Source organism: Bacillus sp. JK62, from assembly GCF_053663455.1.
Genome location: NZ_JBSJQA010000004.1, coordinates 226,147 through 250,523 on the forward strand (window position 1 = coordinate 226,147; position 24,377 = coordinate 250,523).

General features: G+C 44.5%; 14 protein-coding genes. 9 read left to right on the top strand and 5 right to left on the bottom strand.

All coding sequences use genetic code 11. From position 1 onward, the window contains the following. Window positions 1-52 precede the first annotated feature (52 nt). On the bottom strand, window positions 53-1,060 hold the full coding sequence (mreBH, locus tag ACWJJ4_RS12355; RefSeq protein WP_003154558.1) for a cell shape-determining protein MreBH: 1,008 nt from the start codon (window positions 1,058-1,060) through the stop codon (window positions 53-55). 269 nt (window positions 1,061-1,329) lie between these two features. On the opposite strand from mreBH, the gene ACWJJ4_RS12360 reads away from it, so the two are divergent. The 5 genes from ACWJJ4_RS12360 (at window position 1,330) to ade (ending at window position 6,508) form a co-directional block, all read left to right on the top strand. Continuing rightward, complete coding sequence (locus ACWJJ4_RS12360) at window positions 1,330-1,614, top strand: AbrB/MazE/SpoVT family DNA-binding domain-containing protein (protein ID WP_024085249.1); 285 nt, start codon at window positions 1,330-1,332, stop codon at window positions 1,612-1,614. 172 nt (window positions 1,615-1,786) lie between these two features. Continuing rightward, window positions 1,787-3,091: an ATP-binding protein gene (locus ACWJJ4_RS12365; protein ID WP_014304932.1), complete on the top strand. Its 1,305-nt coding sequence runs from the start codon at window positions 1,787-1,789 to the stop codon at window positions 3,089-3,091. 1 nt (window position 3,092) lies between these two features. Next, window positions 3,093-3,920 (top strand): gamma-glutamylcyclotransferase, encoded by an 828-nt coding sequence (locus ACWJJ4_RS12370; RefSeq protein ID WP_077722153.1) that lies wholly within the window; start codon window positions 3,093-3,095, stop codon window positions 3,918-3,920. Between the two features lie 40 nt (window positions 3,921-3,960). Beyond that, window positions 3,961-4,626 (top strand): Ktr system potassium transporter KtrC, encoded by a 666-nt coding sequence (gene ktrC / locus ACWJJ4_RS12375; RefSeq protein ID WP_003154554.1) that lies wholly within the window; start codon window positions 3,961-3,963, stop codon window positions 4,624-4,626. 148 nt (window positions 4,627-4,774) lie between these two features. Then, a complete protein-coding gene (gene ade, locus ACWJJ4_RS12380) occupies window positions 4,775-6,508 on the top strand; it encodes an adenine deaminase (RefSeq protein ID WP_070081756.1) in 1,734 nt (577 codons plus the stop codon). Window positions 6,509-6,540: 32 nt separating this feature from the next. Here the strand turns inward: ade and rnjA are convergent, their stop codons facing one another. Both rnjA and ACWJJ4_RS12390 read right to left on the bottom strand, forming a co-directional pair. Then, on the bottom strand, window positions 6,541-8,208 hold the full coding sequence (gene rnjA, locus ACWJJ4_RS12385; protein ID WP_007409649.1) for a ribonuclease J1: 1,668 nt from the start codon (window positions 8,206-8,208) through the stop codon (window positions 6,541-6,543). A gap of 5 nt (window positions 8,209-8,213) precedes the next feature. After that, window positions 8,214-8,423, bottom strand: coding sequence for a DNA-dependent RNA polymerase subunit epsilon (locus tag ACWJJ4_RS12390; RefSeq protein WP_003154548.1), 210 nt, complete (start codon window positions 8,421-8,423; stop codon window positions 8,214-8,216). A gap of 354 nt (window positions 8,424-8,777) precedes the next feature. Here ACWJJ4_RS12390 and ACWJJ4_RS12395 point away from each other — a divergent pair, with 354 nt between their 5' ends. After that, window positions 8,778-9,551 (top strand): Cof-type HAD-IIB family hydrolase, encoded by a 774-nt coding sequence (locus ACWJJ4_RS12395; protein WP_031378771.1) that lies wholly within the window; start codon window positions 8,778-8,780, stop codon window positions 9,549-9,551. Between the two features lie 33 nt (window positions 9,552-9,584). Here the strand turns inward: ACWJJ4_RS12395 and def are convergent, their stop codons facing one another. Next, complete coding sequence (def, locus tag ACWJJ4_RS12400; RefSeq protein WP_039063011.1) at window positions 9,585-10,139, bottom strand: peptide deformylase; 555 nt, start codon at window positions 10,137-10,139, stop codon at window positions 9,585-9,587. Between the two features lie 112 nt (window positions 10,140-10,251). Then, window positions 10,252-10,428, bottom strand: a complete 177-nt coding sequence (locus ACWJJ4_RS12405; RefSeq protein ID WP_032862645.1) for a YjcZ family sporulation protein — start codon at window positions 10,426-10,428, stop codon at window positions 10,252-10,254. 246 nt (window positions 10,429-10,674) lie between these two features. Here ACWJJ4_RS12405 and ACWJJ4_RS12410 point away from each other — a divergent pair, with 246 nt between their 5' ends. The 3 genes from ACWJJ4_RS12410 to ACWJJ4_RS12420 all read left to right on the top strand — a co-directional run. Then, window positions 10,675-11,313 (top strand): YkyA family protein, encoded by a 639-nt coding sequence (locus tag ACWJJ4_RS12410; protein WP_077723151.1) that lies wholly within the window; start codon window positions 10,675-10,677, stop codon window positions 11,311-11,313. Window positions 11,314-11,759: 446 nt separating this feature from the next. Then, window positions 11,760-14,066 (top strand): ACP S-malonyltransferase, encoded by a 2,307-nt coding sequence (gene fabD / locus ACWJJ4_RS12415; protein WP_454021670.1) that lies wholly within the window; start codon window positions 11,760-11,762, stop codon window positions 14,064-14,066. Between the two features lie 21 nt (window positions 14,067-14,087). After that, on the top strand, window positions 14,088-24,377 hold a 10,290-nt coding region (locus tag ACWJJ4_RS12420; protein WP_454021671.1), incomplete at its 3' end, for an SDR family NAD(P)-dependent oxidoreductase.

Genomic DNA, 24,377 nt, shown 5'->3' on the forward strand with positions numbered 1-24,377 from the left:
TCTCCAGTTCTCACAATATGAGCCGGCCGGAGAAAAAAGAAGCACAATCTTATTATTTAATCGCTTTTTGCAGCTTGTCGATGACGTCTAATGAACGCCCAGTGCCGATAGCCACTGATTCAAGCGGATTTGCCGCCAAATGAACGGGAACGACGATTTCATCTGTCAGCCATTCTTTCATCCCGTTTAAAAGGGAGCCTCCGCCGGTTAACACGACGCCGCGGTCAACGATATCACCGCTGAGCTCCGGCGGACAATCTTCAAGCGTCGCTCTGATCGCTTCAAGAATATGCAGGAGCGACTCACGCATCGCGTGCTGAATTTCATTAGACTGCAGTCTGATTGTCTTCGGCAGACCGGTTACAAGGTCACGCCCGCGGATTTCCATCGTTTCCGGCACATGTTCGATCAATGCAAATCCGATTTCCATTTTCACTTGTTCTGCCGTACGTTCCCCGATCAGCAGGTTGTATTTTTTTCTGACGAACGAGGCGATATCTTCATCAAGCTGGTCGCCGCCGATTCTGATCGAATGGCAGGATACGACGCCACCGAATGAGATGATGGCGACTTCAGTCGTACCGCCGCCGATATCTACGACGACGTTTGCGACCGGCTCGTCAACAGGGAGGTCGGCCCCGATTGCAGCGGCTACGGGTTCTTCAATCAAGTGAACGTTTTTCGCTCCGCAGTTTTTGACAGCGTCACTGATGGCGCGGCGTTCAACGGCTGTTGAGCCTGAAGGCGTGCAGACGACGACATTCGGTTTGCGGAAGGTCATTCCGATTTTTTTTCCGGCTTTTTTCATAATGTGTTTTAATAAGTCAGTTGTCATATCATAATCAGCAATGACACCGTCTTTCATCGGCCGTACGGCGACGATTTTCCCCGGCGTCTTTCCGATCATGCTTTTGGCATCCGTTCCGATGGCAAGCACCGCTTTCGTTGTTGTATCTACAGCGACAACGGAAGGCTCGTTTAAAATAATACCTTTATTTTTACTGTAAACAAGTATATTAGCGGTTCCTAAGTCGATTCCGATCTCAGTTGATTGAAACATGTTTTCACCCAATCCCTATCCTGATTTAATTGATTCTACATTTAAAGTTTCTGAGAAAAACCACGATTTTTGGGGGTTTCCGCCGGGAATGAAATGTTTTTGTAAAAAAGGAGGGAAAGTCTGTATCCCGTACTTCAAAAGGCTTTTTTTCTGTAAAAAACATTCATTTCCGGATGCTGAGAAACTTTTGCTCCGTTCCTTTCGTCTACGTTTATGAAGGATTTTCCTTGGACATAAAGAAGAGACATTAAAGGAAGTAGGGGATTTCTATGAAATCAATTGGTGTAGTAAGAAAAGTAGACGAACTCGGGCGTATTGTCATGCCGATTGAATTGAGAAGAGCATTGGATATCGCTATTAAAGATAGTATTGAATTTTTCGTTGACGGAGACAAAATTGTCTTAAAAAAATACAAGCCGCACGGCATTTGCTTAATGACCGGGGAAATTACCTCCGAAAATCAGGAGTACGGCAACGGCAAAATTATTTTAAGTCCTGAAGGAGCGAAAATGCTGCTTGAGGAAATCGAGGAAGCGTTAAAAGATAGATCATAATCAGCAAAAAGGGCGGGGCATCATTCCGTCCTTTTATTATGAACTTGTGCAAAAACTCACGGGAAAAGTAAGCGAACCTGCTCAATTAATTGGGAATAGTTATCATTTTTTAGTCAATAATGCAGTCAACAATGTTACAATATATGTAGAAATGCTAGCGGCAGGTGGGACTATGGGAAAATATCAAGCGCGTATCATTTCCTTAATCTTGGCAATGATTTTTATTATGTTTTGGGATTATTTATTTTATATGATTGAACGGAATCCGATTAACTGGCCCGTTGACATCACCTTTACCGCCGTCACATTAATCAGCGTCTGGCTGCTGGCTTATTATGTGGACAATAAAAAGCAGCTGCTGGCGGAGCTGAAGGACAGCGAGCAGAAAGCAAAGGCGCTTTCAGATGAGAAAAACCGGATCATGGACAATTTGCAGGAAATCGTTTTTCAGACGGATTCACAAGGGAATATTACATATTTGAATCAGGCCTGGACGACGATTACGGGCCACTCCATCAGCGAATGTATGGGCACGATGTATAATGATTATTTTATAAAAGAAAAACATATCATTGATTATATTATCTCCCAAATCAAGCAGCAGTCCCCGTCAGGAATGTTTACGGCCAAATATATTAAAAGAGACGGCACGATTTTTTGGGGGGAAGTCCATTATAAGCTGTATTATGACCGCAGACAGAAATTTGTCGGGAGCCTGGGGACGATGTCTGATATCAGTGAACGGAAAAAAGCGGTCGACGAGCTTCTGGAAACGAACGAACGCCTTGCCATGCAATCTCAAAAGCTGGCCATTGCCGGAGAGCTTGCGGCAGGAATCGCCCATGAAGTAAGAAATCCTTTAACGTCAGTCAGCGGCTTTCTCCAGCTGATGAAAGCCCAGTATCCGGAAAGAACGGATTATTTCGATATTATTTTTTCGGAGATTAAAAGGATTGATCTCGTGCTGGGGGAGCTGCTTCTGCTCGCCAAGCCGCAGACCGTGACGTTTACCGCTCATCATCTCAACCATATTTTAAGGCAGGTGGCGACGCTTCTTGACACGAACGCGGTGCTGTCGAACACTGTGATTGAGAAGGATTTCAGGCAGACTGAGTCCTGTATGGTCAACGGTGACGAAAACCAGCTGAAACAGGTATTTATCAATATTATTAAAAATGCGATTGAAGCGATGCCTGACGGCGGGAATATTCATATTTATACAGAACGGGATGAAGAATACGCGGTGATCAGCATACAGGATGAAGGAAACGGCATGTCGAAAGAAAAGCTTGAAAACATCGGGAAACCGTTTTTCTCAACAAAAGATCAGGGAACGGGTCTCGGGCTTCCGATTTGTTTGCGAATTCTGAAGGAGCATAATGGTAAACTTAACATTAAGAGCAAAAATGGAGAAGGCAGTACGTTTCAGGTGATTCTGCCGTTAGAAGCGGCTGCTGTCCAAAAGGAGGAAAAATAACTTGCTTCTTTTTGTATACGGTTTGTTACGGAAGCGTGAAGAAAACCATGAACTGCTGAAAGGCGCTCCGTGTGTGTGCGAGCAGGCCGCGATAAACGGTGTGCTGTACGAAACGGATAAAGGTCAGCCTGCGGCGTCTTTAGCAGAAACAGCTTTTGTGTACGGGGAATTGTATGAAACAGATCATCAGATGATCCGTAAGCTGGATATGTATTATGCTGATTTTGACCGGAAAGAGGTTGCCGTGACGACGGATGCCGGGAATAAAACCGCCTTCGCATATGTCGTAAAGCCCGACCAGTGTGCCTCATTCAGCCGTATCAAAAGCGGAGACTGGAAAGAATACCGTTTTATGAAACGGGAGGATGACAGTCCGGTTTATTATTTTGCTTACGGCTCCTGTATGGACAATGCCCGGTTTAAACAGGCGGGGGTCGACCACTTCTTTGCCGAGCCGGTCGGAGGGGCGGTTGTTGAAGGGTATTCGACGAGATTCACGTTAAGGCGTCCTGACGGTTCCAGAGCCGATCTTGTTGAAGACGGGGGACGAACTGAAGGCGTGCTGTACAAGCTCCCGTTTGAAGCGGCAACCTATCTGTACAAAAGAGAAGGTGTTGATAACCACACATACCGTCCCGCGTTCATAGAAGTGTGTGCCGGCGGCCGTGTATACAGAGGCGTCCTGACGTTTCTGGTTCTTGATAAAGCTGAGGAAATTGCGCCTCCGGGTCACTATCAGGAAGAAATCGAACGCGGAGCGGACCTGTATTTATCACCCGCCTTTTCAGAAAAGCTTAAACGCTATATGAACTCATTGCCGAAAATGTGATACTATTCCTATTAGAGATATTGTTTAAAGGAGTACTGTTATGAGAAAAGAGTTTGCCGTTATCGGTCTCGGACGCTTCGGCGGAAGTATCTGCAAAGCATTAAGTGAAGAAGGCCTTGAGGTCATGGCGATGGATATTGATGAAGATAAAGTAAATGAATACGCCAAAATCGCATCACACGCGGTCATCGGCGATTCAACCGATGAATCGGTGCTGAAAAACTTAGGGCTGCGCAACTTTGACCACGTCATTGTGGCAATCGGCGAAAATATACAGGCGAGCATTTTAACGACGCTGATCTTAAAGGAACTCGGCGTGAACACGATCACGGTTAAAGCGCAGAACGATTATCATGAGAAAGTGCTTGCGAAAATCGGGGCCGATCACATCGTCCACCCTGAACGTGACATGGCAAAACGCATCGCCCACAACATCGTATCAAATAATGTGCTTGATTATTTGGAGCTGTCCGACGAACACAGCATTGTGGAGATCGTGGCCAACAGCAGGCTTGCGGGCAACACACTGCTTGATCTGGACATCCGGGCGAAGTACGGCATTAATATCGTGGCGATCAAGAGAGAAAAAGAAGTGATCGTATCTCCGCTGGCGACTGAAATGATTCAAAAAGAAGATATTCTCATCGTTATCGGCTCTCTTACGGACATTTCCCGATTTGAAAAAAGAGTGCTTCATACAAAGTGAAAAGCCGTCCGTAAAAGGACGGTCTTTTATTATGTCAGAATAGAAAGACATTTATCATGTAAGCGGTATATTCTGCAATTTTTATTGACTATGATCAGGCGATCCGATAGCATATTGTACCATATAAAGAAAAAGAGGAGGCCTCATTTTGAACAAAGAAACACTGGCTGAACGGCTGAATGCATCAGCCGGCAGACAAAAAGCCGATACCGTCATTAAAAACGGAAAAATCATGGATGTATTTAACCAGGAATGGATCTCTGCAGATATCGCCATTACGGACGGAGTGATCGTCGGGCTGGGCGAATATGAAGGGGAAGAAGTCATTGATGCAGAAGGCCAAATGATCGTTCCGGGCTTTATTGACGGACATGTTCATATCGAGTCCTCTATGGTTACTCCGATTGAATTTGCTAAAGCCGTCCTCCCTCACGGAGTGACGACTGTCATTACTGATCCTCACGAAATTGCGAATGTTTCCGGAGCAAAAGGCATTTCATTTATGATAGAGCAGGCGAAAAAGGCGCCGCTGAACATCCGTTTCATGCTTCCTTCCTGTGTTCCCGCCGCTAGCTTTGAACGCTCGGGAGCTGTATTAAAAGCCGAGGATTTAAAGCCTTTTTATCAGGAGAAAGAGGTGCTCGGGCTTGCGGAAGTAATGGATTATGTGTCTGTTGCGGAAGGTGAAGAGGATATGCTTCAGAAACTGCTTGATGCCAAGCGTCACGGAAAACGGATCGACGGGCATTTAGCCGGACTGTCTTCAGATATCATCAATATATACAGAACCGCAATGGTGTCAAATGATCATGAAGTGACGACAAAAGAAGAAGCGCTGGACAGAATCAGACGGGGAATGTACGTCATGCTGCGCGAAGGATCGGTGGCAAAAAATACGCTCAATGTGCTGCCGGCGGTGAATGAAAAAAACGCGCGCCGCTTTTTCTTTTGTACGGATGATAAGCATGTAGATGATCTGCTTTCAGAAGGAAGTGTGAACCACCAAGTCAAAATGGCGATAAAGGCCGGACTTGATCCATTCCTTGCGTATCAGCTCGCCAGCTTAAATGCGGCTGAGTGCTACGGCCTTGAAACAAAAGGGGCGGTAGCGCCGGGTTTTGACGCAGATCTGCTGTTTATTTCAGATGTACGGGAGGCTGCCGTCACGAAGACCATGGTCGCCGGCCGGACCGTTGCCGAGAACGGGCGAACGGTTGATGAACAGTCTGCCGGTTCCTATTCGCCGGACCAGGCGCTGTTGGATACAGTGCGGTTGAAATCGCCGCTGACTGAATCTGATTTTTATATGCCGATTCATGAGGGCAGGAAAATGAAAGTAATCGAAATGATACCGAATCATTTGGAGACGAGAAAAAAAGAAGTGCCTGCACCGTCTGCTGACGCGTTTCGTTCTGATACAGATAATGATTTATTAAAAATCGCCGTAGCAGAGCGGCACAGCGGCGAAAAAATGATAGGACTCGGGATTGTACAAGGGTTCGGGTTAAAAGAAGGCGCCATCGCCACAACCATTTCTCACGATTCCCATAATATCATCGCCGTCGGTACAAACGATGCCGATTTGGCAAAAGCAATCAACAGGCTCCGTGACACCGGGGGCGGATTAACAGCCGTGAAAAACGGAGAATTGCTTCACTCCGTTCCGCTTCCGATCGCCGGGCTTTTGTCTGATAAGTCGGCGGAATGGGTCAATGACAGCTTGGGCGTGCTTCATGAAAAGCTTCCTCTGCTCGGATTCACCGGTGATTTCAATCCGTTTCTCACCTTATCGTTTTTAGCCCTTCCGGTGATTCCGGATATTAAAATGACGGCGGCCGGTCTGTTTGATGTCAAAGCCTTTCAGCATATTCCGCTGCAATAAAAAAAACTGCACTCGTAATGAGTGCAGTTTTTTTAGACCTCCATAATGATCGGAAGGATCATCGGGCGGCGTTTTGTTTTTTCGTATAGGAACGGAGCAAGCGTATCGGTAATTTCGTTTTTAATTTCGGACCACTGCGTTGTTTTCCGATCCATTACTTTCTCCAGATGGTTCGAAATGAGCTGCTGCGCGTCATTGATCAAATCACCGGATTCTCTCATGTATACAAAACCTCTTGAGATTAAATCAGGTCCCGCCGAAACCTTAAAGTCGTCCATATTGATGCTGACAACAACGATAACAAGGCCTTCTTCTGAAAGAATGCGGCGGTCGCGGAGCACGATATTGCCGATATCACCGATTCCGCTTCCGTCAATGTAAACGGAGCCGGACGGAATTTTGCCTGCCACAGCGGCTTCTTCGCCTTTGAGGGCCAGCACTTCGCCATTATCCATGATAAAGCAGTTTTCTTCAGGTATGCCGCAATCAGTCGCGAGTTTGACGTGCATTTTCTGCATTCTGTACTCACCGTGAATCGGCATAAAGAACTTCGGTTTGATCAGGCGGAGCATTAATTTCTGCTCTTCCTGTCCGCCGTGTCCGGATGTATGAATGTCATTCAATGAACCGTGAATGACTTCTGCGCCCGCACGGTACAGCTGGTTGATGGTGCGGCTTACGCTGATTGTGTTTCCGGGTATCGGAGAGGAAGAAAAGACGACTGTATCTCCGGGATTAATGGAAATCTGCCGGTGCGTCCCGTTAGCGATGCGTGATAACGCCGCCATCGGTTCACCTTGGCTCCCCGTACATAAAATCGTTACCTTATTGGCAGGCAAACGATTGATTTCGTTATGCTCAATAAACGTATTTTTAGGACAGGTAATGTAACCGAGATTTTGTCCGATTTCAATAGCCGATTCCATACTGCGTCCGAATACGGCAACTTTTCTGCCGTTTAAAACGGCTGCTTCAATCACCTGCTGAAGACGGTGTATATTCGAAGCGAATGTCGCAAATATAATTCTGCCGTCCACTTTTCGGAAAATATCGTGAATGCTTTCGCCTACGCGGCGTTCTGACATGGTGAAATCAGGCACCTCACTGTTTGTACTGTCAGAAAGCAGGCACAAAACGCCTTCTTTCCCGATTTCAGCCATCTTTGTCAAGTTGGCCGGTTCGCCTACCGGTGTGAAATCGAACTTAAAGTCCCCGGTATGTACGATATTGCCCGGCGGTGTTTTGACGACGATTCCGTATGAATCCGGAATGCTGTGTGTTGTTCTGAAGAAGGATACAGACGTCTTGCGGAACTTCACGATGTCGTCTTCACCGATGATGTTTAATTTGGTCTGTCTTAACAGCCCGTGCTCTTCAAGTTTATTCCGAAGTAAGCCGATCGCGAGTTTACCGCCGTAAACGGGAATATTTACTTGTCTGAGCAGGTACGGAATACCGCCGATATGGTCTTCATGACCGTGGGTGATAAACAGACCTTTAATTTTATCTTCATTTTTTACTAAATACGTGTAATCGGGGATTACGTAATCAATGCCGAGAAGTTCATCTTCCGGGAACTTGATTCCCGCATCAATCAGTACAATTTCATCCTGAAACTGCACCCCGTACGTATTTTTCCCGATCTCGCCCAATCCGCCGAGGGCGAAAACGGCAGTCTGGTCATTTTTTACAAATTTCATTCCGCTCATAACTCCAATACTTTAAAATTTTCGCTCTGCTTCTCATATTCTAAAAAAGCACCGTCCACAGGCTGAACAAATTCAATGTTGTATTTCTGATCTTTCAGTTTCGTTCTGACGTCCCGTTCTGAAACGCCCTCAATGTAAAGTGAATCTGTTTTTTCCCGAACAGGTACTTCGTCAGCCTTCTCTTGATAAAATACCTTATAAATCATCCAAATCTCTCCTTAAATGCCGTATGTTAGACTCGCTTATTCTATTATATTCGAAAACGGATTATAAGGAAAGTCTCGAGCAAAAAAGGGACTTTCAAAAACCGAAAGATCCCTTCTACGCGATGACTTTTTTCCGGAGCATTCCGCCCCACTGTCTTCTGAGTTTCTTCCGTAATCGGCGCAGCATCGTATACCTCCTTTAAAGCCCTTTATAGCAGTAGTATGCGGAAAAAATGAATTTGTTTTCGTGGGTAAAACTGGAATTTGATCAAGGCGGTTTTCCGGAAGAAAAACTTTCTGTATGATGATATTGAAAAAGACACGACTGATAAACGGGAAAAAGGAGAAATTGACATGAAACCAAAACTGATCTTTTTTGATATTGACGGCACGATCTATGACCATGATAAACATATTCCCGATAGCGCAAGAAACGCCGTGACGGCGCTTAAAGAGGCTGGCCATCACGTTTTTATCGCCAGCGGAAGGTCCCCGTTTATGGTAAAACCGATTCTGGAAGAGCTTGAGATTGAATCATTTATTTCATACAACGGCCAGTATGTCGTATTTGAAGGTGAGGTCATTTATAAAAATCCTCTTCCTGAAGATGCGGTTGCGCGTTTATTAAAGCAGGCGGCAGAAGGGGAGCACCCCGTCGTATTTATGGCGGAAGACACGATGAAAACGACCGTCCCCGGACATCCGCACGTCTCGGAAGGAATCGGCAGTCTGAAAGCGCCTTATCCCGAAGTTGATGAAACATTTTATAAAGGAAAAGAAATTTATCAGCTGCTTTTATTCTGCCGCGGACATGAAGAAAAAGCATATGCCGCTTTTCCGGAGTTTGATTACGTCCGCTGGCATGAATTGTCCACGGATGTGCTTCCGAAAGGCGGTTCAAAAGCGGAAGGCATTAAAAGAGTGCTTGAGCGGCTTCCGTACGGCGTAAGTGATACTTATGCATTCGGCGACGGACTAAATGACCTTGAGATGATCCGTTTTGTCGGCACCGGGGTGGCGATGGGAAATGCGGTTCCGGAATTAAAAGCTGCCGCCGATTTCGTCACAAAGCCGGTGGATGAAGAGGGAATCAGCTGGGCCGTCAAAGAACTGGGCCTTTTGAAATAAAGAAAACCGGCACTTTGGGAAGTGCCGGTTTTTTTAACGGTCAATGGCAATGGCGTTTTCAGGTTCTTTGAACGGATCTTCTTTATCGATATGGTCGTAAAACATCACGCCGTTCAGATGATCGATTTCGTGCTGAAACACGATGGCCGGAAAACCTTTGAGGCGGATGTCAATCTGTTCTCCTTCAAGCGTCACCGCCTTCACGCGGATACGGGCGTAGCGCGGCACATAGCCGGGAATGGGTTCGTCTACCGACAGGCAGCCTTCTCCGCTCGTCAAGTAGCTTTTTTCCACTGAGTGGCTGACGATTTTAGGGTTAAAAAGAGCATAGCTGTATAAAGTGCCTTTCGCATCTTCTGCATGGACGGCGATCATCCGTTTTTTTACGTCTGTTTGCGGAGCGGCAAGACCGACGCCCGGACGAAGCTTGTATTTCTCGGCTAATTCAGGATTTTGGCTGTTTTTCACAAACTCAATCATATCAGCAAGATGCTGTTTTTCTTCGTCAGAAGCGGGAAGCTGAACCTCTTCAGCGATCTCTCTGAGCGCGGGATGTCCGTCGCGTACAATATTTTCCATAGTAATCAAGAAACTTCACTCCTAAAGCTTAATATGTAAATTATAGCGAATTTCTTTATCGCGGCGCAACGAAACAATTGGCCGGCCATAGCAGGCCGGCCGATTTTCATGGTGTATAAGGTCAGCAGCCGCAGCCTAAATAAGCGGCACCGACGATGATTAATAAGATAAACAATACGACGATTAATGCGAATGTGCGGCCATATCCGCCGCCGCAGCCATAACCGTAACCGCCATAACCGTATCCGCCGCCGCAGCAACCGCCGCCAAATCCGCCGCCAAATCCATATCCGTACATAAAAAAACCTCCTCTTTTAATTACGCTGACCCTTTGTCAGCAGGGCCGGCGTCTACTATAAACTATGTAAAAGCCAAAAAGATGTATGGTCATCCGCCCTGTTTTCTCAATTTTTTACGCCAGTATTCTTTGACAGCACCGTAAGCGTCTTTTTACCCGGTCATGCCAATTACAGCTCAGCTATTGTCAAAAAGCGTTCGGGCTTCTATAGTGGAAATTGTCAAGATTGGGGGATTTTAAGTGAATATGATTCAAAAAAAGGTATTAGCAGGAATCGGAGCGCTCGGCGCCGCAAGTATGCTGCTTGCGGGCTGCGGGGGAAAAGATCCGGTTGAATCGCTTCATGACTCGATGGAAAAAGCCGTTCAAGCGGAAAAACCGTTTCAAAAAGAGCAGAAAACATTGGAAAAATTGGAGAAAAAAGAGCACAAGCTTTACGACAGCGCGGTTAAACTGAATATGGATGATTACAAGAAAATCGTCACACTGTCTGATCAGGCTCTGAGCAATGCAAATCAGCGAAAAAAACATCTGAAAGCAGAAAAAGACAGTATTGATGATTCAAAAAAAGCATTTGAATCCGCAAAAAAAACTTCTCAAGAAATAAAGGATAAGAAAGTAAAAGAAAAAGCCGGGCATGCTGTCGCTTTAATGGAGAAAAGATATGCATCTTATGATCTTTTGTACAAAAAGTACGAAAAAGCCATTTCACTTGATAAGGACCTTTATAAACTGATTAAAGATAAAAAGCTCACATTAGCGCAGCTGGAAGAGCAGATCAGCAAAGTAAACTCAGTTTACGAAAAGGTGCATAAACAAGCAGAGGAGTTCAATCAATTTACTAAAGACTACAACAAAGAGAAAGAACTATTATTCCGCGAATAGTATAGTGAAGGCATATCGGCATGGGCTGATGAACTGATAACAACCGAGTTCAGCCGCCTGTAAAATGGCGGCTGAAGAATTGGTATATACGTGTGTTTCCCATTGACAACATGTAAATCATGGTATAGTATTTATTTAGGGAAATATTCACATAAAACCAATCGTTGTTTCGGCACGTTGGAATGTTTTTATTATATTGATATATAAAAAACAGAATGAAAATGCGGTTTTAATTATCAGAAAATTCTTTCTATTTAGATTTGAGCAATATGATCTTTGCACATGCTTTTTGCTTTTAAACCTTTATCCGGCATAAAGGTTTTTTTAATTTGCTTCGTATTGCTTATTAAGTAAATGACAATTTTAAAATTGAAGTGAAAAATGTTAATCAAATAACAATCGGAACGAAAAGAAACGGCAGAAATACGGAACAAGGAGGAAAACAAATGCTTGCTTACGTCTTTCCCGGACAGGGAGCGCAGTTTAAAGGAATGGGCAGAGGCTTATTCGATGAATTCAGTGAGCTCATTAAAAAGGCAGATCATATTTTAGGATACTCCATAAAGGATTTATGCCTTTCAGATGAAAAAGAGAGGCTCACTGATACGAAGTATACACAACCTGCAATTTATACAGTGAGCGCACTCCAATATTTAAAGGGTTTAAAAGAAGGTCATACACGCCCTGATGCTGTTGCAGGACATAGTCTGGGTGAATATACTGCGCTTTTTGCGGCCGGCGTTTTTAATTTTGAAACAGGTCTCCGGCTGGTTGCTAAAAGAGGCGAGTTAATGAGTGAGGCTTCCGAGGGCGGAATGGCTGCCGTGATCGGACTGGATGAGCATCACATAAAAAAAATACTTCAAAAGTATGAATTCGGCCAAATAGATATCGCCAATTACAATACATCTTCACAAATTGTGATAGCAGGGGCTGCAGAAGAGATAAAGCGGGCAGCCTCTTTTTTTGAAAAAGAAGGGGCGAAAGCTTATATCGTATTGCAAGTCGGCGGAGCTTTTCATTCTCGTTTTATGGAAAGTGCACAGCGTGAATTTGCGGAATTTATCGAGGAGTTTCATTTTTCTGAATTGAATTTCCCGGTCATCTCTAACTATACGGCAAGACCTTATAAACAAGAAGATATCAAACGGAATTTAATTGAACAAATAACAAACTCGGTGAAATGGACTGAAAGCATCAGGTACTTAATGGGACAAGGCGTCACTGTGTTTGAAGAGATCGGTCCCGGAAACATTCTGACTAAATTAATTCAAACCATACAAAGAGATGAGGAACCGCTTAATATTAGTGCGCCGGAAGACAGTCTCTTGTTTTCTGAAGGGAACAAGGACAATTCGGAAAGCGGGAAAGATAAGGGCCTCTTGGCCGAAAATATAGAAAGCAGTGCGGCTTCACCGGTGTCCCGATTGGGTGATCAATCTTTCAAAGAAGATTACGGTTTGACATACGCGTATTTGGCAGGTGCGATGCATAGAGGGATCTCTTCCGCTGAAATGCTGATCCGCCTCGGGAAGAAAGGAATGCTGGGGTTCTTTGGCACAGCGGGTTTAACTATAAGGGAAATTGAACAGGCCCTTATTTCTATTAAGAAGACACTCAAAAGTGGCCAGCCCTATGGAATGAATCTGCGATTTGAGCCGGATCATCAAGATAGAGAAAAGGAATTGATAGATTTATATATCAAGCATGACGTACGGGTAATAGAAGCGTCTTCGTATCTTTCCGTCAGCGCGCCATTAATTTATTACAAAGCGCATCAGTTGAAGATGGACAAAAGCGGCAGGGTCATACCTCATAATCGGATCATTGCCAAAGTTTCACGGCCGGAAGTTGCGGCCGCATTTCTGAGTCCGCCTCCTCAAAGTATCGTAAAGAGAATGTGTCAGCAGGGTATGCTGACGAAAGAGCAGGCGGAGTGGCTCAGCCGTGTTCCGGCAGCAGACGATATCATTATTGAAGCAGATTGCGGCAGTAATACCGAACAGGGCTCATTGACGGCGATGCTGCCGTTTTTTGTTAACCTGCGGGATGAAATGATGGAAACACACAAATACGCAAGGAAGATCAGAGTCGGGGCCGCGGGAGGAATCGGAACTCCCGAGTCTGCGGCGTCTGCTTTTTTAATGGGCGCTGATTTTATTATGACGGGATCCATTAATCAATGTACAGTTGAAGCCGAAACAAGCGGTTTTGTTAAAGAAATGCTGAGTGAGACAGGAATATGCGACACTGCTTATGCGCCTTCGGAGACTCTGTTTGAGTTCGGAACAAAGGTGCAGGTGCTGAAAAAGGGCACGCTGTTTCCGGTCAGGGCAAATAAATTATTTCAAATCTACCAACAATATGAGTCTTTGAGTGAGATAGATGAAAAGACAAAAATTCAGATCGAAAATGTTTATTTTAACAAGACTTTTGATGAAATCTACGAAAGCATAATAGAAAAACAGCCGAACCTGGCCCAAAAAGCTGAGCGCAATCAAAAATATAAGATGCTGTTACTATTTAAGTGGTATTTGCAGAGAGGATGTCTGCTTGCTTTGGAAGGGCAGGAAGAACAAAAGGTGAATTTCCAAGTTCATTGCGGCCCGTCTTTAGGCGCTTTTAATCATTGGGTAAAGGGCACGGATTTGGAATCATGGAGAAACAGACATGTCGATGACATTGGTGAAAAAATGATGAATGAGACCGAAAGTCTGCTAAGGCGCAGATTGGATACGTTATTTCTACACTAAAGAAGGGGCGGGTGGAGGCCAATGGTTCATTTGAATAAACAGAGTGCGGATATCGCGATAATCGGGGTTGCTTGCAGATTCCCCGATGCAGATCATTATCATGAATTCTGGGAAAACATAAATAGCGGCAAAGATTCCATCCGGGAAGTGCCGATTGAACGGTGGGATCCCGATCTTTATTATTCAGCTGATATCAGTATACCGAACAAAACAATCAGCAAGTGGGGAGGTTTTATTCATAAAGCTGACCATTTCGACCATAAGTTTTTTAATATCTCTCCCCGGGAAGCGAAAAACATGGATCCTGAGCAAAGAATCCTTTTAGAAGAAACTTGGCGGTGCATCGAAGATTCCGGGGTCTCTTTGCGGGATCTCCAGCGTAAAACCACTTCTGTTTTTGCGGGTATTATGAATTCTGACTACCGGCAGACAGGTCATGCTGAATCGGAAATCGACAGTTACGCCTGTTTAGGAAGTTTCGAAGCTATGCTCTCCAACCGGCTTTCATACACATTCGGTTTGACCGGAAAAAGCATGTCTGTAAATGCCGCTTGTGCATCGTCGCTTGTAGCTTTACATGAAGCGGTTAAGTCATTGCGGACAAAAGAAAGCGATTATGCGATCGCATCGGGAGTAAACTTGAATTTCCAACCCGGAAAATATATTTCTTTTTCTAAAGCCAGAATGCTGAGTCCTGACGGCAAATGTAAAACCTTTGACGCAGCGGCGAACGGGTACGTTCCCGGAGAAGGGGCAGGCGTTGTATTGCTGCAGCGCCTTGGTGATGCAGTAAAAGCCGGTCACCATATATACGGGATCATAAAAGGGACAGCTGTTAATCATGGCGGTAAATCCCGTTCCATAACCGCTCCCAGAGCAGAAGCGCAGTGCCGGGTCATCTCAGAAGCTTTACACAACGCTGCTGTTGATGCTGCGACGGTTTCTTATGTAGAAGCACATGGCACAGGTACATCTCTGGGCGATCCGATAGAAATAGAAGCATTGACAAAAGCGTATCGGCAATATACTGAGGATACTCAATATTGCAGGATCGGAAGTGTGAAAACAAATATCGGTCATACAGAAGCAGCGGCGGGAATGGCCGGATTGATAAAAGTTCTAATGATGATGAAACATCGGAGGGTGCCGAAAAGCCTGAATGTACATACGGTAAATCCAATTATACAGTTTGAAAAAACACCGTTTAGGCCGGCGCTTGATTCAAGTGATTGGAAGGCGGCAGACGGGGCTCCGCTCAGGGCGGGAATCAGCTCCTTCGGTTTTGGAGGTGTTAACTCTCACGTCATCATCGAAGAATTTATACATACAAAAGACGAATCTGACAGAAAGGGAAGGGTTCCCTTCCTTTTTTCCGCTAAAAGTGAAGAAAGCATGAAACAAATGATACATAATTGGAGAACATTTTCTGACGATTCTGAGGAATTTTGCAAAATATCAAATGAAGTGATCAGCAGCACCCTTTTAACAAGGGCATCGTTTGATTACAGGGCTGGTTTATTGGCAGGCAGCAAGGAGGAATTTAAAAATCAGCTTAAAGAGGGATTAAGTTTTCGGAGGAAACAAGATTCTGAATGGGCGCTTGCCATCGGTGACTTCAAATGGGAAAGTTATAAACAATTTGCCGTTTTGAAACGCGTGTTCCCTGATTTAGAAAAGAACGTAAGGTCGGTGCTGAAGGGTATACCAACATTGCACAGTTCATTTAAAAGAAAATGGACGCCTGAGAAAATCCGCTTGTATTCTTTAGTTATCAATACGGAAATCATAAAAAGTATCCTGGCATCCGGTTTTAAGCCAAGCCTCATTACAGGCGCCGGAGACGGATATTACGTCGCTCTTGCAGCAGCGGATATCATCAAAATTGAAAAGGCCATTTCTGTCATCACAGGCGCTGAAAAACCTTCGCACTTATCCTGTGAGCCGCCGTCCATTCCATTTGTCAATCCGTACACTTCAAAAACGTACCCGCCGGTTCGATTAAATGAAGAATATGTAAGGATGCTGCTGAACGGTCTGAGCTTCCCGGCTGATTTTACAGACCGTCTGTACGGGAAAACACGGCTGCTTCTTGAGCACCAATATACGTTTAAAGGGTTTTTAGAAGAGTGGGATAAAGCGGGAAAGACTCAGGAAATCGAGATTTTATCTTATATTGTGAATCGCACGGCGGATAAAAGAAACGCGTTGCCGGCTGATGAGGAAGCGGCGATCATGGCTATCCTTGCCTCTATGAGAAGACTGTATAAGAGATGGGATTTAACAGATTATGATGGATTCTTTGATAATGATTATGTTCTGGAAATATTAAATTTACTGGATGAGGGAATCTTGTCTAAAGAACTTTTTCTGAGCATGTTATTGAAAAAGCAAGACGGAATTAAACAGGCTGTTGCTTGTATGAATGAGCAGCCGGCAGGTTTTTATGATAAGGCCCGTTTTCCGCTGATGACAGAATACAATCAAATGGATGCCGTGTCTCAGGAGATAGCTGACCATATGCCGCTTTACACGGAAGAAAAGGGAACGGAGCCGGATGTAAATATCTCTGATTTTTCAGTTTTTCAATTCGGATCGCTCCCTCCATCAGCAAAACTAAACAAAGCGGCTGCTTTTGAAGCGGACAAACCAGCCGATGAGGCTCTTTATCATTCATTTATGCAAATGTGGCTTTCAGGAGAAGAGATTGAATGGGCGAAACTAGGTGATTATCATAAAAGAAAAGCCCCGCTTCCGCCTTATCCGTTTGAGCGCTCTCAATTTTCTTTAAACCCTCAGCCGGTAAAATCAGACGCGGCTTTTTCAGAAAAGAAGAATCAGGCACTTTATACGCCGGTATGGAAAGAAACCGCACTTGAGAATGAAGCGGGCAGCGGACAAGCCTGTACTATTTTGTTGTTCTCCGGGAATAAAGACTATTTTGAAGAGCTGAAAAAAAGAGAGAATACGTCCGCATATCTTATTATGCCCGGTGACCGTTTAGAGCAGATAAGCGACAGTGTTTTCACCATCAACAGGCAGTGTCCCGAAGATTATCAAGGTGTCATTCGTCTGTTAAAGGAAAAAGGCGCAGCGCCCGATGCAATTTTGCATACTTGGTCTGAAAAACAGCCTGAACTGGAAGAAACACTCGAATCAGGAATTTATTCCGTGTTTTATCTGACTAAGGCTTTAATCAGCGAGAACCTTATAAACAAAGTAACGTTCATTTATACATTCAGCGCAGATCAAAAAGAAAAATTGCCGTATTTTGAAGGTGTGAACGGTTTTTTAAAATCGGTAAAACAAGAGTACCCGCAGCTGCATTGTAAGACGGTTTGCTTTGAACATGATTCTGCATTCGTTTCATGTTCAGAGAAGGCTGACATTCTTTATAAAGAAATAAACACAGCGCCTGATCGGCATATTCATATCACTTACAGAGGCTGCGTAAGATATGCACGGATGTTAGAGAAGCAGAGAGAAACAAACAGAAAGACCATTCAATACCCTGAAAAAGATAAAGTATATTTAATTACAGGGGGATTTGGGGGGATTGGCAGTAAAATCGCTGAATATTGCGCGAAAACTGAAAGATCCACCATTATCCTATCGGGGCGATCTGTTTTAAACGGAGATAAGCAGAAACATTTAGAATACCTGAACAGCTTTAAAGCGAAGGTTTATTATATACAGGCGAATATATCCGATAAAGAAGCGGTAAAAAAAATGATTGACGGTATTACCGATCAGCATGCAGGTCTTCATGGCGTCATTCATTGTGCAGGAGTTATCAGAGACTCGCTGCTTTTTCGAAAAACAAAGCAGGAACTTTCAGAGGTGATTGCTCCGAAAGTTCATGGCGCATTGAATCTTGATCATGCAACGAAGTCGCTCGAATTGGATTTTTTCGCCGTTTTTTCTTCAGTCGTCTCTATTGCAGGGAACGAAGGACAGTGTGATTATGCATATGCAAACGGCTTTTTAGATCATTTCGCCGAATATCGGGAACAGAAACGGCAAAATTCTCTGCGCAGCGGCCGCACCCTGACAATCAATTGGCCTTTATGGCAAGACATCGGAATGGGGGCGAACCTGTCAGGTCAAGGGCGGACGTCTCTTTTTCATGGTTCAGGGCTCGAAGAACTTCCTGCTGAAGACGGAACGCAATGGTTTTCGCGGATTGTAACTTCGGGTCAGCTGCATAATATTGCAGTTTGCGGTGATCACGAACGCTTTGAACAATTTATGCAGCAGAGATTTTTGACGGACGAAACAGAGACAGGCAGTGCCGTTCCTTTGGCTCAAGGCGATATTTTGGATCAGACAGTTTTGTTTTTAACCAATATCATCTCCTCTGAGGTCGGTGCAGAACGGGAAGAGATCGATCAAGATGTGCATCTGGCTGAATATGGAATGGATTCGGTTATGATTCATCAATGCAACACAAAGCTGGAGCAGTCACTGGGAGCAATTTCGAAAACGCTTTTATTTGAATTTCATACAATCAGAGATTTAGCAGATCATCTTGTAAAGGAATACCCGGATCGGCTGGGACGTTTATTTTCACGGGAGGAAAAAGGAAAACAGATTCAGAGCATTACCCCCGCCAGGCCGGAACAAAACATCACTGCACCTGCGGCGGAGGAAAAAGAACATCTTGACGGGATAGCGGTAATCGGTATCAGCGGCCGTTATCCCGGGGCTGAAAATATCGAAGAATTGTGGGATCTTCTATCAAAAGAGAGAACCGCAATCACAGAAATTCCGAAAGAACGATGGAATTATGAGACCTACTATGATCCAGACCCCGCTAAAGCGCATGAGGGGAAAATTTATTGCAAATGGGGCGGATTTTTAAAGAATGCTGAATCATTTGATTCTTTGTTTTTCCAAATATCGCCGAGAGAAGCAGAAGCGATGGATCCTCAGGAACGAATATTTCTCGAAACCGTATGGAAAGCATTTGAAGATTCGGGATATACCATTGACGGGTTGAGAAAGCAGACCGAAAAACATGTCGGTGTATTTGCGGGAGTTACAACCAATTCTTACAAGCTGCTCGGCGAAAGAATACCGACGGACAAAAACGATGTACTTCCAAATTCGTTCCCATGGTCTCTCGCGAACAGAGTGTCTTACACATTTGATTTTACGGGTCCCAGTATCCCTGTAGATACGGCTTGCTCTTCATCCTTAACGGCAATTCACATGGCTTGCCAAAGTTTAAAAAAAGGTGAGTGCTCTGTTGCGGTTGCGGGAGGAGTAAATTTGTATCTTCATCCTTCTGACTATTTATACCGGTGTCAGATGGGAATGCTTTCAAAATCGGGAAAATGCAGAAGTTTTGGAGAAGGCGGCGACGGTTTCGTGCCCGGGGAAGGTGTCGGGGCCGTTATTCTTAAACCGCTTAAAGATGCCATACGTGATAATGATACTGTGTACGCCGTCATAAAAGGAACGGCAATTAATCATGGCGGAAAGACGAATGGCTATACGGTGCCTAATCCTGCCGCACAGGCGGATTTAATCCAAGGAGCTCTTAAAGCGGCCGGTTGGAGCGCCAGAAGTGTCAGCTTTATTGAAGCCCACGGCACGGGAACGCCGCTGGGTGACCCGATTGAAGTCCGAGGCCTGACCAAGGCGTTCAGAGCTTATACCGAAGATGTTTCATATTGCTCTCTCGGATCGATTAAATCTAACATCGGTCATCTCGAAGCGGCCGCGGGTATTGCCGGCCTGACAAAGATTATTTTACAAATGAAGTATAAAAAAATAGCCGCAACACTGCATGCTGAACGGGTGCATCCGGATCTTTATCTGGAAGAGACACCTTTTTGTCTCCAGCAGGAAACCGCCGACTGGATAAAACCCGTGAATGAAAAACATTCTGACAGCAAATATCCGCGGCGTGCGGGATTAAGTTCTTTCGGAGCGGGCGGGGCAAATGCACACATCCTTGTGGAAGAGTATGAGTCTGCTGCTGACTGTCAAACGGATTGTGAGGAAAGTGAGGAACTTATCGTACTCTCAGCCAAGCATTCACTGAGTTTACGGGAATCAGCAAAACAGCTGGAGGAATATCTTCAAAAGGCTCGTCATAAGCAGGGCGAGTGTTTACAGCCGGCGGGAACAAATAAGCCGCTTCACCTTTCTGATATTGCGTATACCCTTCTTGAAGGGCGGGAAGCCATGCCGGAAAGGCTTGCTGTCATTTCAAATAATATCGATGATCTGATGTTGAAATTAAATCACTTTTATAATGGAATTGACGATCACGAAATATTCAGAGGGAAAAAACCGAATCATAAACGCGGACAGCGGCAATCAGATCTTCCGCTCAAATCCGGCAGAACCACATTAGCCGAAATGGCTGAATTCTGGGTATCGGGAGGGAATTTAAGCTGGGAAGATTTCCGCACCGGCAGAAAACCGGCAAAAATTGCGCTGCCGACTTACCCTTTCTTAAAAAACAGACTGTGGTTGTCAAATAAGGCGCAAACAACATCAGCAGCCGGTACAGCTCCTTTATTTGATTTTTCTGCAGGTGAGTGCCGATTTTATAAAACGCTTTCAGATTCTGAATATTATTTAAAAGACCATGTTGTGCATGGGAAAACGGTTCTGCCCGGAGCGGCAATCATCGAAGCGGCCAGAGAAGCGGGAGAGAGGCTGTACGGAAAATCAGTCATAAAACTGAGTCAGGTTGTATGGGCGGTTCCGATAACCGTTGAAAAAGAAAAGACGATAATGATAGAACTGCTGCCGAATCAAAAAGACGGCAGATTTGTGGTGAAAACCGATATGCAGCCTGAAGCGGCAGTTCATTGCCAAGGAAACATTATCACATGCGGAGATAAAGACGCCTCTCATACAGAGCATTTTAAATTGGACAGCTGGTTAACCGGACAGAAAAGATTAATCAGCGGCGCTGAGTGTTATAGGAACTTCCGGCAGAGCGGTTTGGACTATGGAGCCGGCTTTCAGGTAATAAAACAGCTGTTTATCCATGAAAATGCTGTTCTTGCACGAATATCACTTCCTGAGAGCATTCATAAAAAATCCGGCGCGCTGCTGGAACCGTGTTTATTGGATGGCATTTTTCAATCCACAATCGGGTTTACGTCCACTCAGGAAGACGATCACACCGCATATTTGCCTTTTGAATTAGGTGAGCTGGAGATTCTTCACCCACCTTCGGCAAACGGCTATGCTTACATTACTGCTGCAGATGAAAGACAACATGATGATGTCAAAAGGTTTCATATACTATTTATGGATGAAAACGGATCTGTAAGTCTTAAAATAAAAAACTTAGCGTTGAAGGCATTAAGGGTTACACCGCAGACTCAAAATGAGCGGCATTCAGCTAAGTATTACACTGATATGTGGAAGCGGGCCCCTATGCTTCATCAGCCTGAAGCCAGTGGTTTAAACAGCTGCCTTGTGATTTCACTCCGTCGGGATATATCAGAACCGCTAATCCGCAAGGCATATAAAGATATCGGCCTGAACATGATCTTTGTCCGCCATGGCGGCAGTTTTCAAGAAAAAGAAGCTGATTCCTTTGAATTGAACAGCGTCAAACTTGAAGGCTATAAGAAATTGCTGGCGATTCTTAAAGAAAGACAAGTGACAATTGACCGCGTCATTTTAATCGGGATGAGCCCTGAAACGGGAATTGAGCATAACATTCATGAAAAGCTGGAAGAGGCTGTTTTGCCGGTTTTCAATGTAACGAAAGCTCTGTTAGCCACCATCCCAAGGCATAAAATCCTGATATCACATGTATTTTTCACAAGGAACAATCAAATCTTACCTTATCAAATGGCAATGAGCGGCTTTTTTAGGTCGCTTCATTTAGAACATCCTATGTTGTCCGGTAAAAATATTGAAATACACAGCGACGATATTCAGTTACAGCTGAACACCGGTCTGCCTGAATTAAAAAACCTTGTGAAAGAAACAGTCATCAGCGATGATGCTTCAGAGATCAGATACAGAGATGGAATCAGGCAGGTGAAACACTCTGCAGAAATTGAAAGGGCAGAGCCCTCCAAAAAGATGGAAGTAAAAGAAGGGGGAGTTTACCTTATTACAGGAGGAACAGGCGGCCTGGGCCTGATTTTTGCCAGACATCTTGTGCGAAAAGGGAGAATAAAACTTGTGCTTATCGGCAGGTCAGAGCTTTCTGAGGAAGCCGTAAGCAATGTAAAAGAGCTCGAAAAAAACGGATCAGAGGTTTTTTATGTAAGAACCGATATTTCTGATAAGGAAAATGTCAACAACCTGATAAAACTCGTCAAAAACAAATTAGGTCCTGTTAAAGGAGTTATTCACAGCGCCGGAGTGATAAAAGATTCATTACTCATCAATAAGCGTGAAGAGGATCTCGATTCAGTCTTGGCCAGCAAGGTTTACGGAACGATATGGCTTGACCGGTATACAGACAGAGAACCTCTGGACTTTTTTGTTATGTTTTCATCTATCAGCGCAATAATCGGGAATGCCGGACAAACTGACTATGCTTATGCAAACCGGTTTATGGATTATTTTGCGGAAATGAGAGCGGCGGAAAATAAACCTGGAAAAACAGTCTCGATTAATTGGCCTTTATGGAAAGAAGGCGGTATGCAAATTGACATTCATTCAGAGAAGTTCCTTTATGACCGTTTCGGAATGCTGCCTCTGGAAAAACGGGAAGGCCTTGCAGCATTTGATCAAGCAATGACAGGGTGTGAACATCAAATAATGGTATTTAGCGGTAATGAATTAAAGCTGGAACGAATGATAACGATTGACAGCGGAAAAAGTGACCCGGCAATCGCCGACGAAAATCACGAACCGAAAGAGCTGTCAATTACTGAATCTTTAAAAAGCACTTTGACGCGCATCATCACCGGCGTATTAAAAATTGAAGAACGGGAATTTGATTTTGAACTGCCGATAAGTGAATACGGATTTGATTCAATTATGTTTACAATGCTGGGCAACGAATTAAACGAAACATTAGGAATATCAATGATGCCGTCAGATTTTTTCGGTCTTACTGATTTTAATGAACTTCTTGAGTTTTTAAAGAGTGAGTATTCCGAAGAGCTTCATCTCTGCGGATCTTTTTCTTCAGATGAATCTGCGGCGAAAGACAGGAGAGAAAATCTGATTGAGGGCATCGCAAAGATGATGTCAAGTATTTTAAAGATTGACAGAAAGGAAATAGAAGAAGAGACTTCATTCGGCGAGTACGGATTTGATTCTATTACGTTTACCAGACTCGGAAATGAAATCAATCAACAATATGGTACGGAATTATTGCCGTCCATTTTCTTTGAATGCAATTCACTGGATGAACTGACTGATTATGTAATCGAGCAATACGGAGAAATCCTTTTTGCTGAGACAGAACCTTTTTCTGCAGCAGACGAAAAAACATTGTACAGCACGCCTCCGCCCGAATCCTATGAACATTCCCCTGAGCCTGAAAACAAAACCAGGCAAGAGGAAAGACATATGAATGAGCCGGTTGCAATAGTGGGAATAAGCGGCCGTTTCCCCCAAACAGATACGCTGGAAGACTTTTGGGAAGGAATTGAAAAAGGGCGGGATATGATTACAGACATTCCTGAAGACCGTTGGGACTGGAAAGAGTTTGACGGCGATCCGATCAGGGACGTCAATAGAACAAAAATAAAAAAAGGCGGGTTTATCAAAGGCGCGGACAGTTTTGATCCGTTGTTTTTCGGGATTTCTCCCGCCGAAGCAGAATTAATGGATCCCCAGCAAAGAATTTTTATGGAGACTGTATGGAAAACAATAGAAGATGCGGGCTATAAGCCGTCTGATTTGGCAGGGACGAAAACTGCGGTGTTTGCAGGGGTCGCCACAACGGACTATGCGGAACGTCTCAATGAAAATGGCGTCTCTGTTCAGGCGCAGACCGCAACCGGTTTAAATCATTGTATATTGGCTAATCGTATTTCTTACCAGCTGAACCTGACGGGTCCGAGTGAACCGATTGATACTGCCTGTTCAAGTTCGTTAGTTGCACTCCATCGTGCGGCTGAGGGGATTCAAAGAGGCGATTTTGAAATGGCGATTGCAGGCGGAGTGCATATTATGACAAGCCCTACTCTGTTTATAGCTTTTGATAAAGCAGGTATGCTTTCCAAAGACGGAAAGTGCAAAACATTTGATAAAAGCGCTGACGGCTATGTAAGGAGTGAAGGGGCGGCTGCAGTATTGCTTAAGCCGCTCAGCAAAGCACAGGCAGACGGTGATCATATTTATGGTTTGATTAAAGGGTCAGCTGTAGAT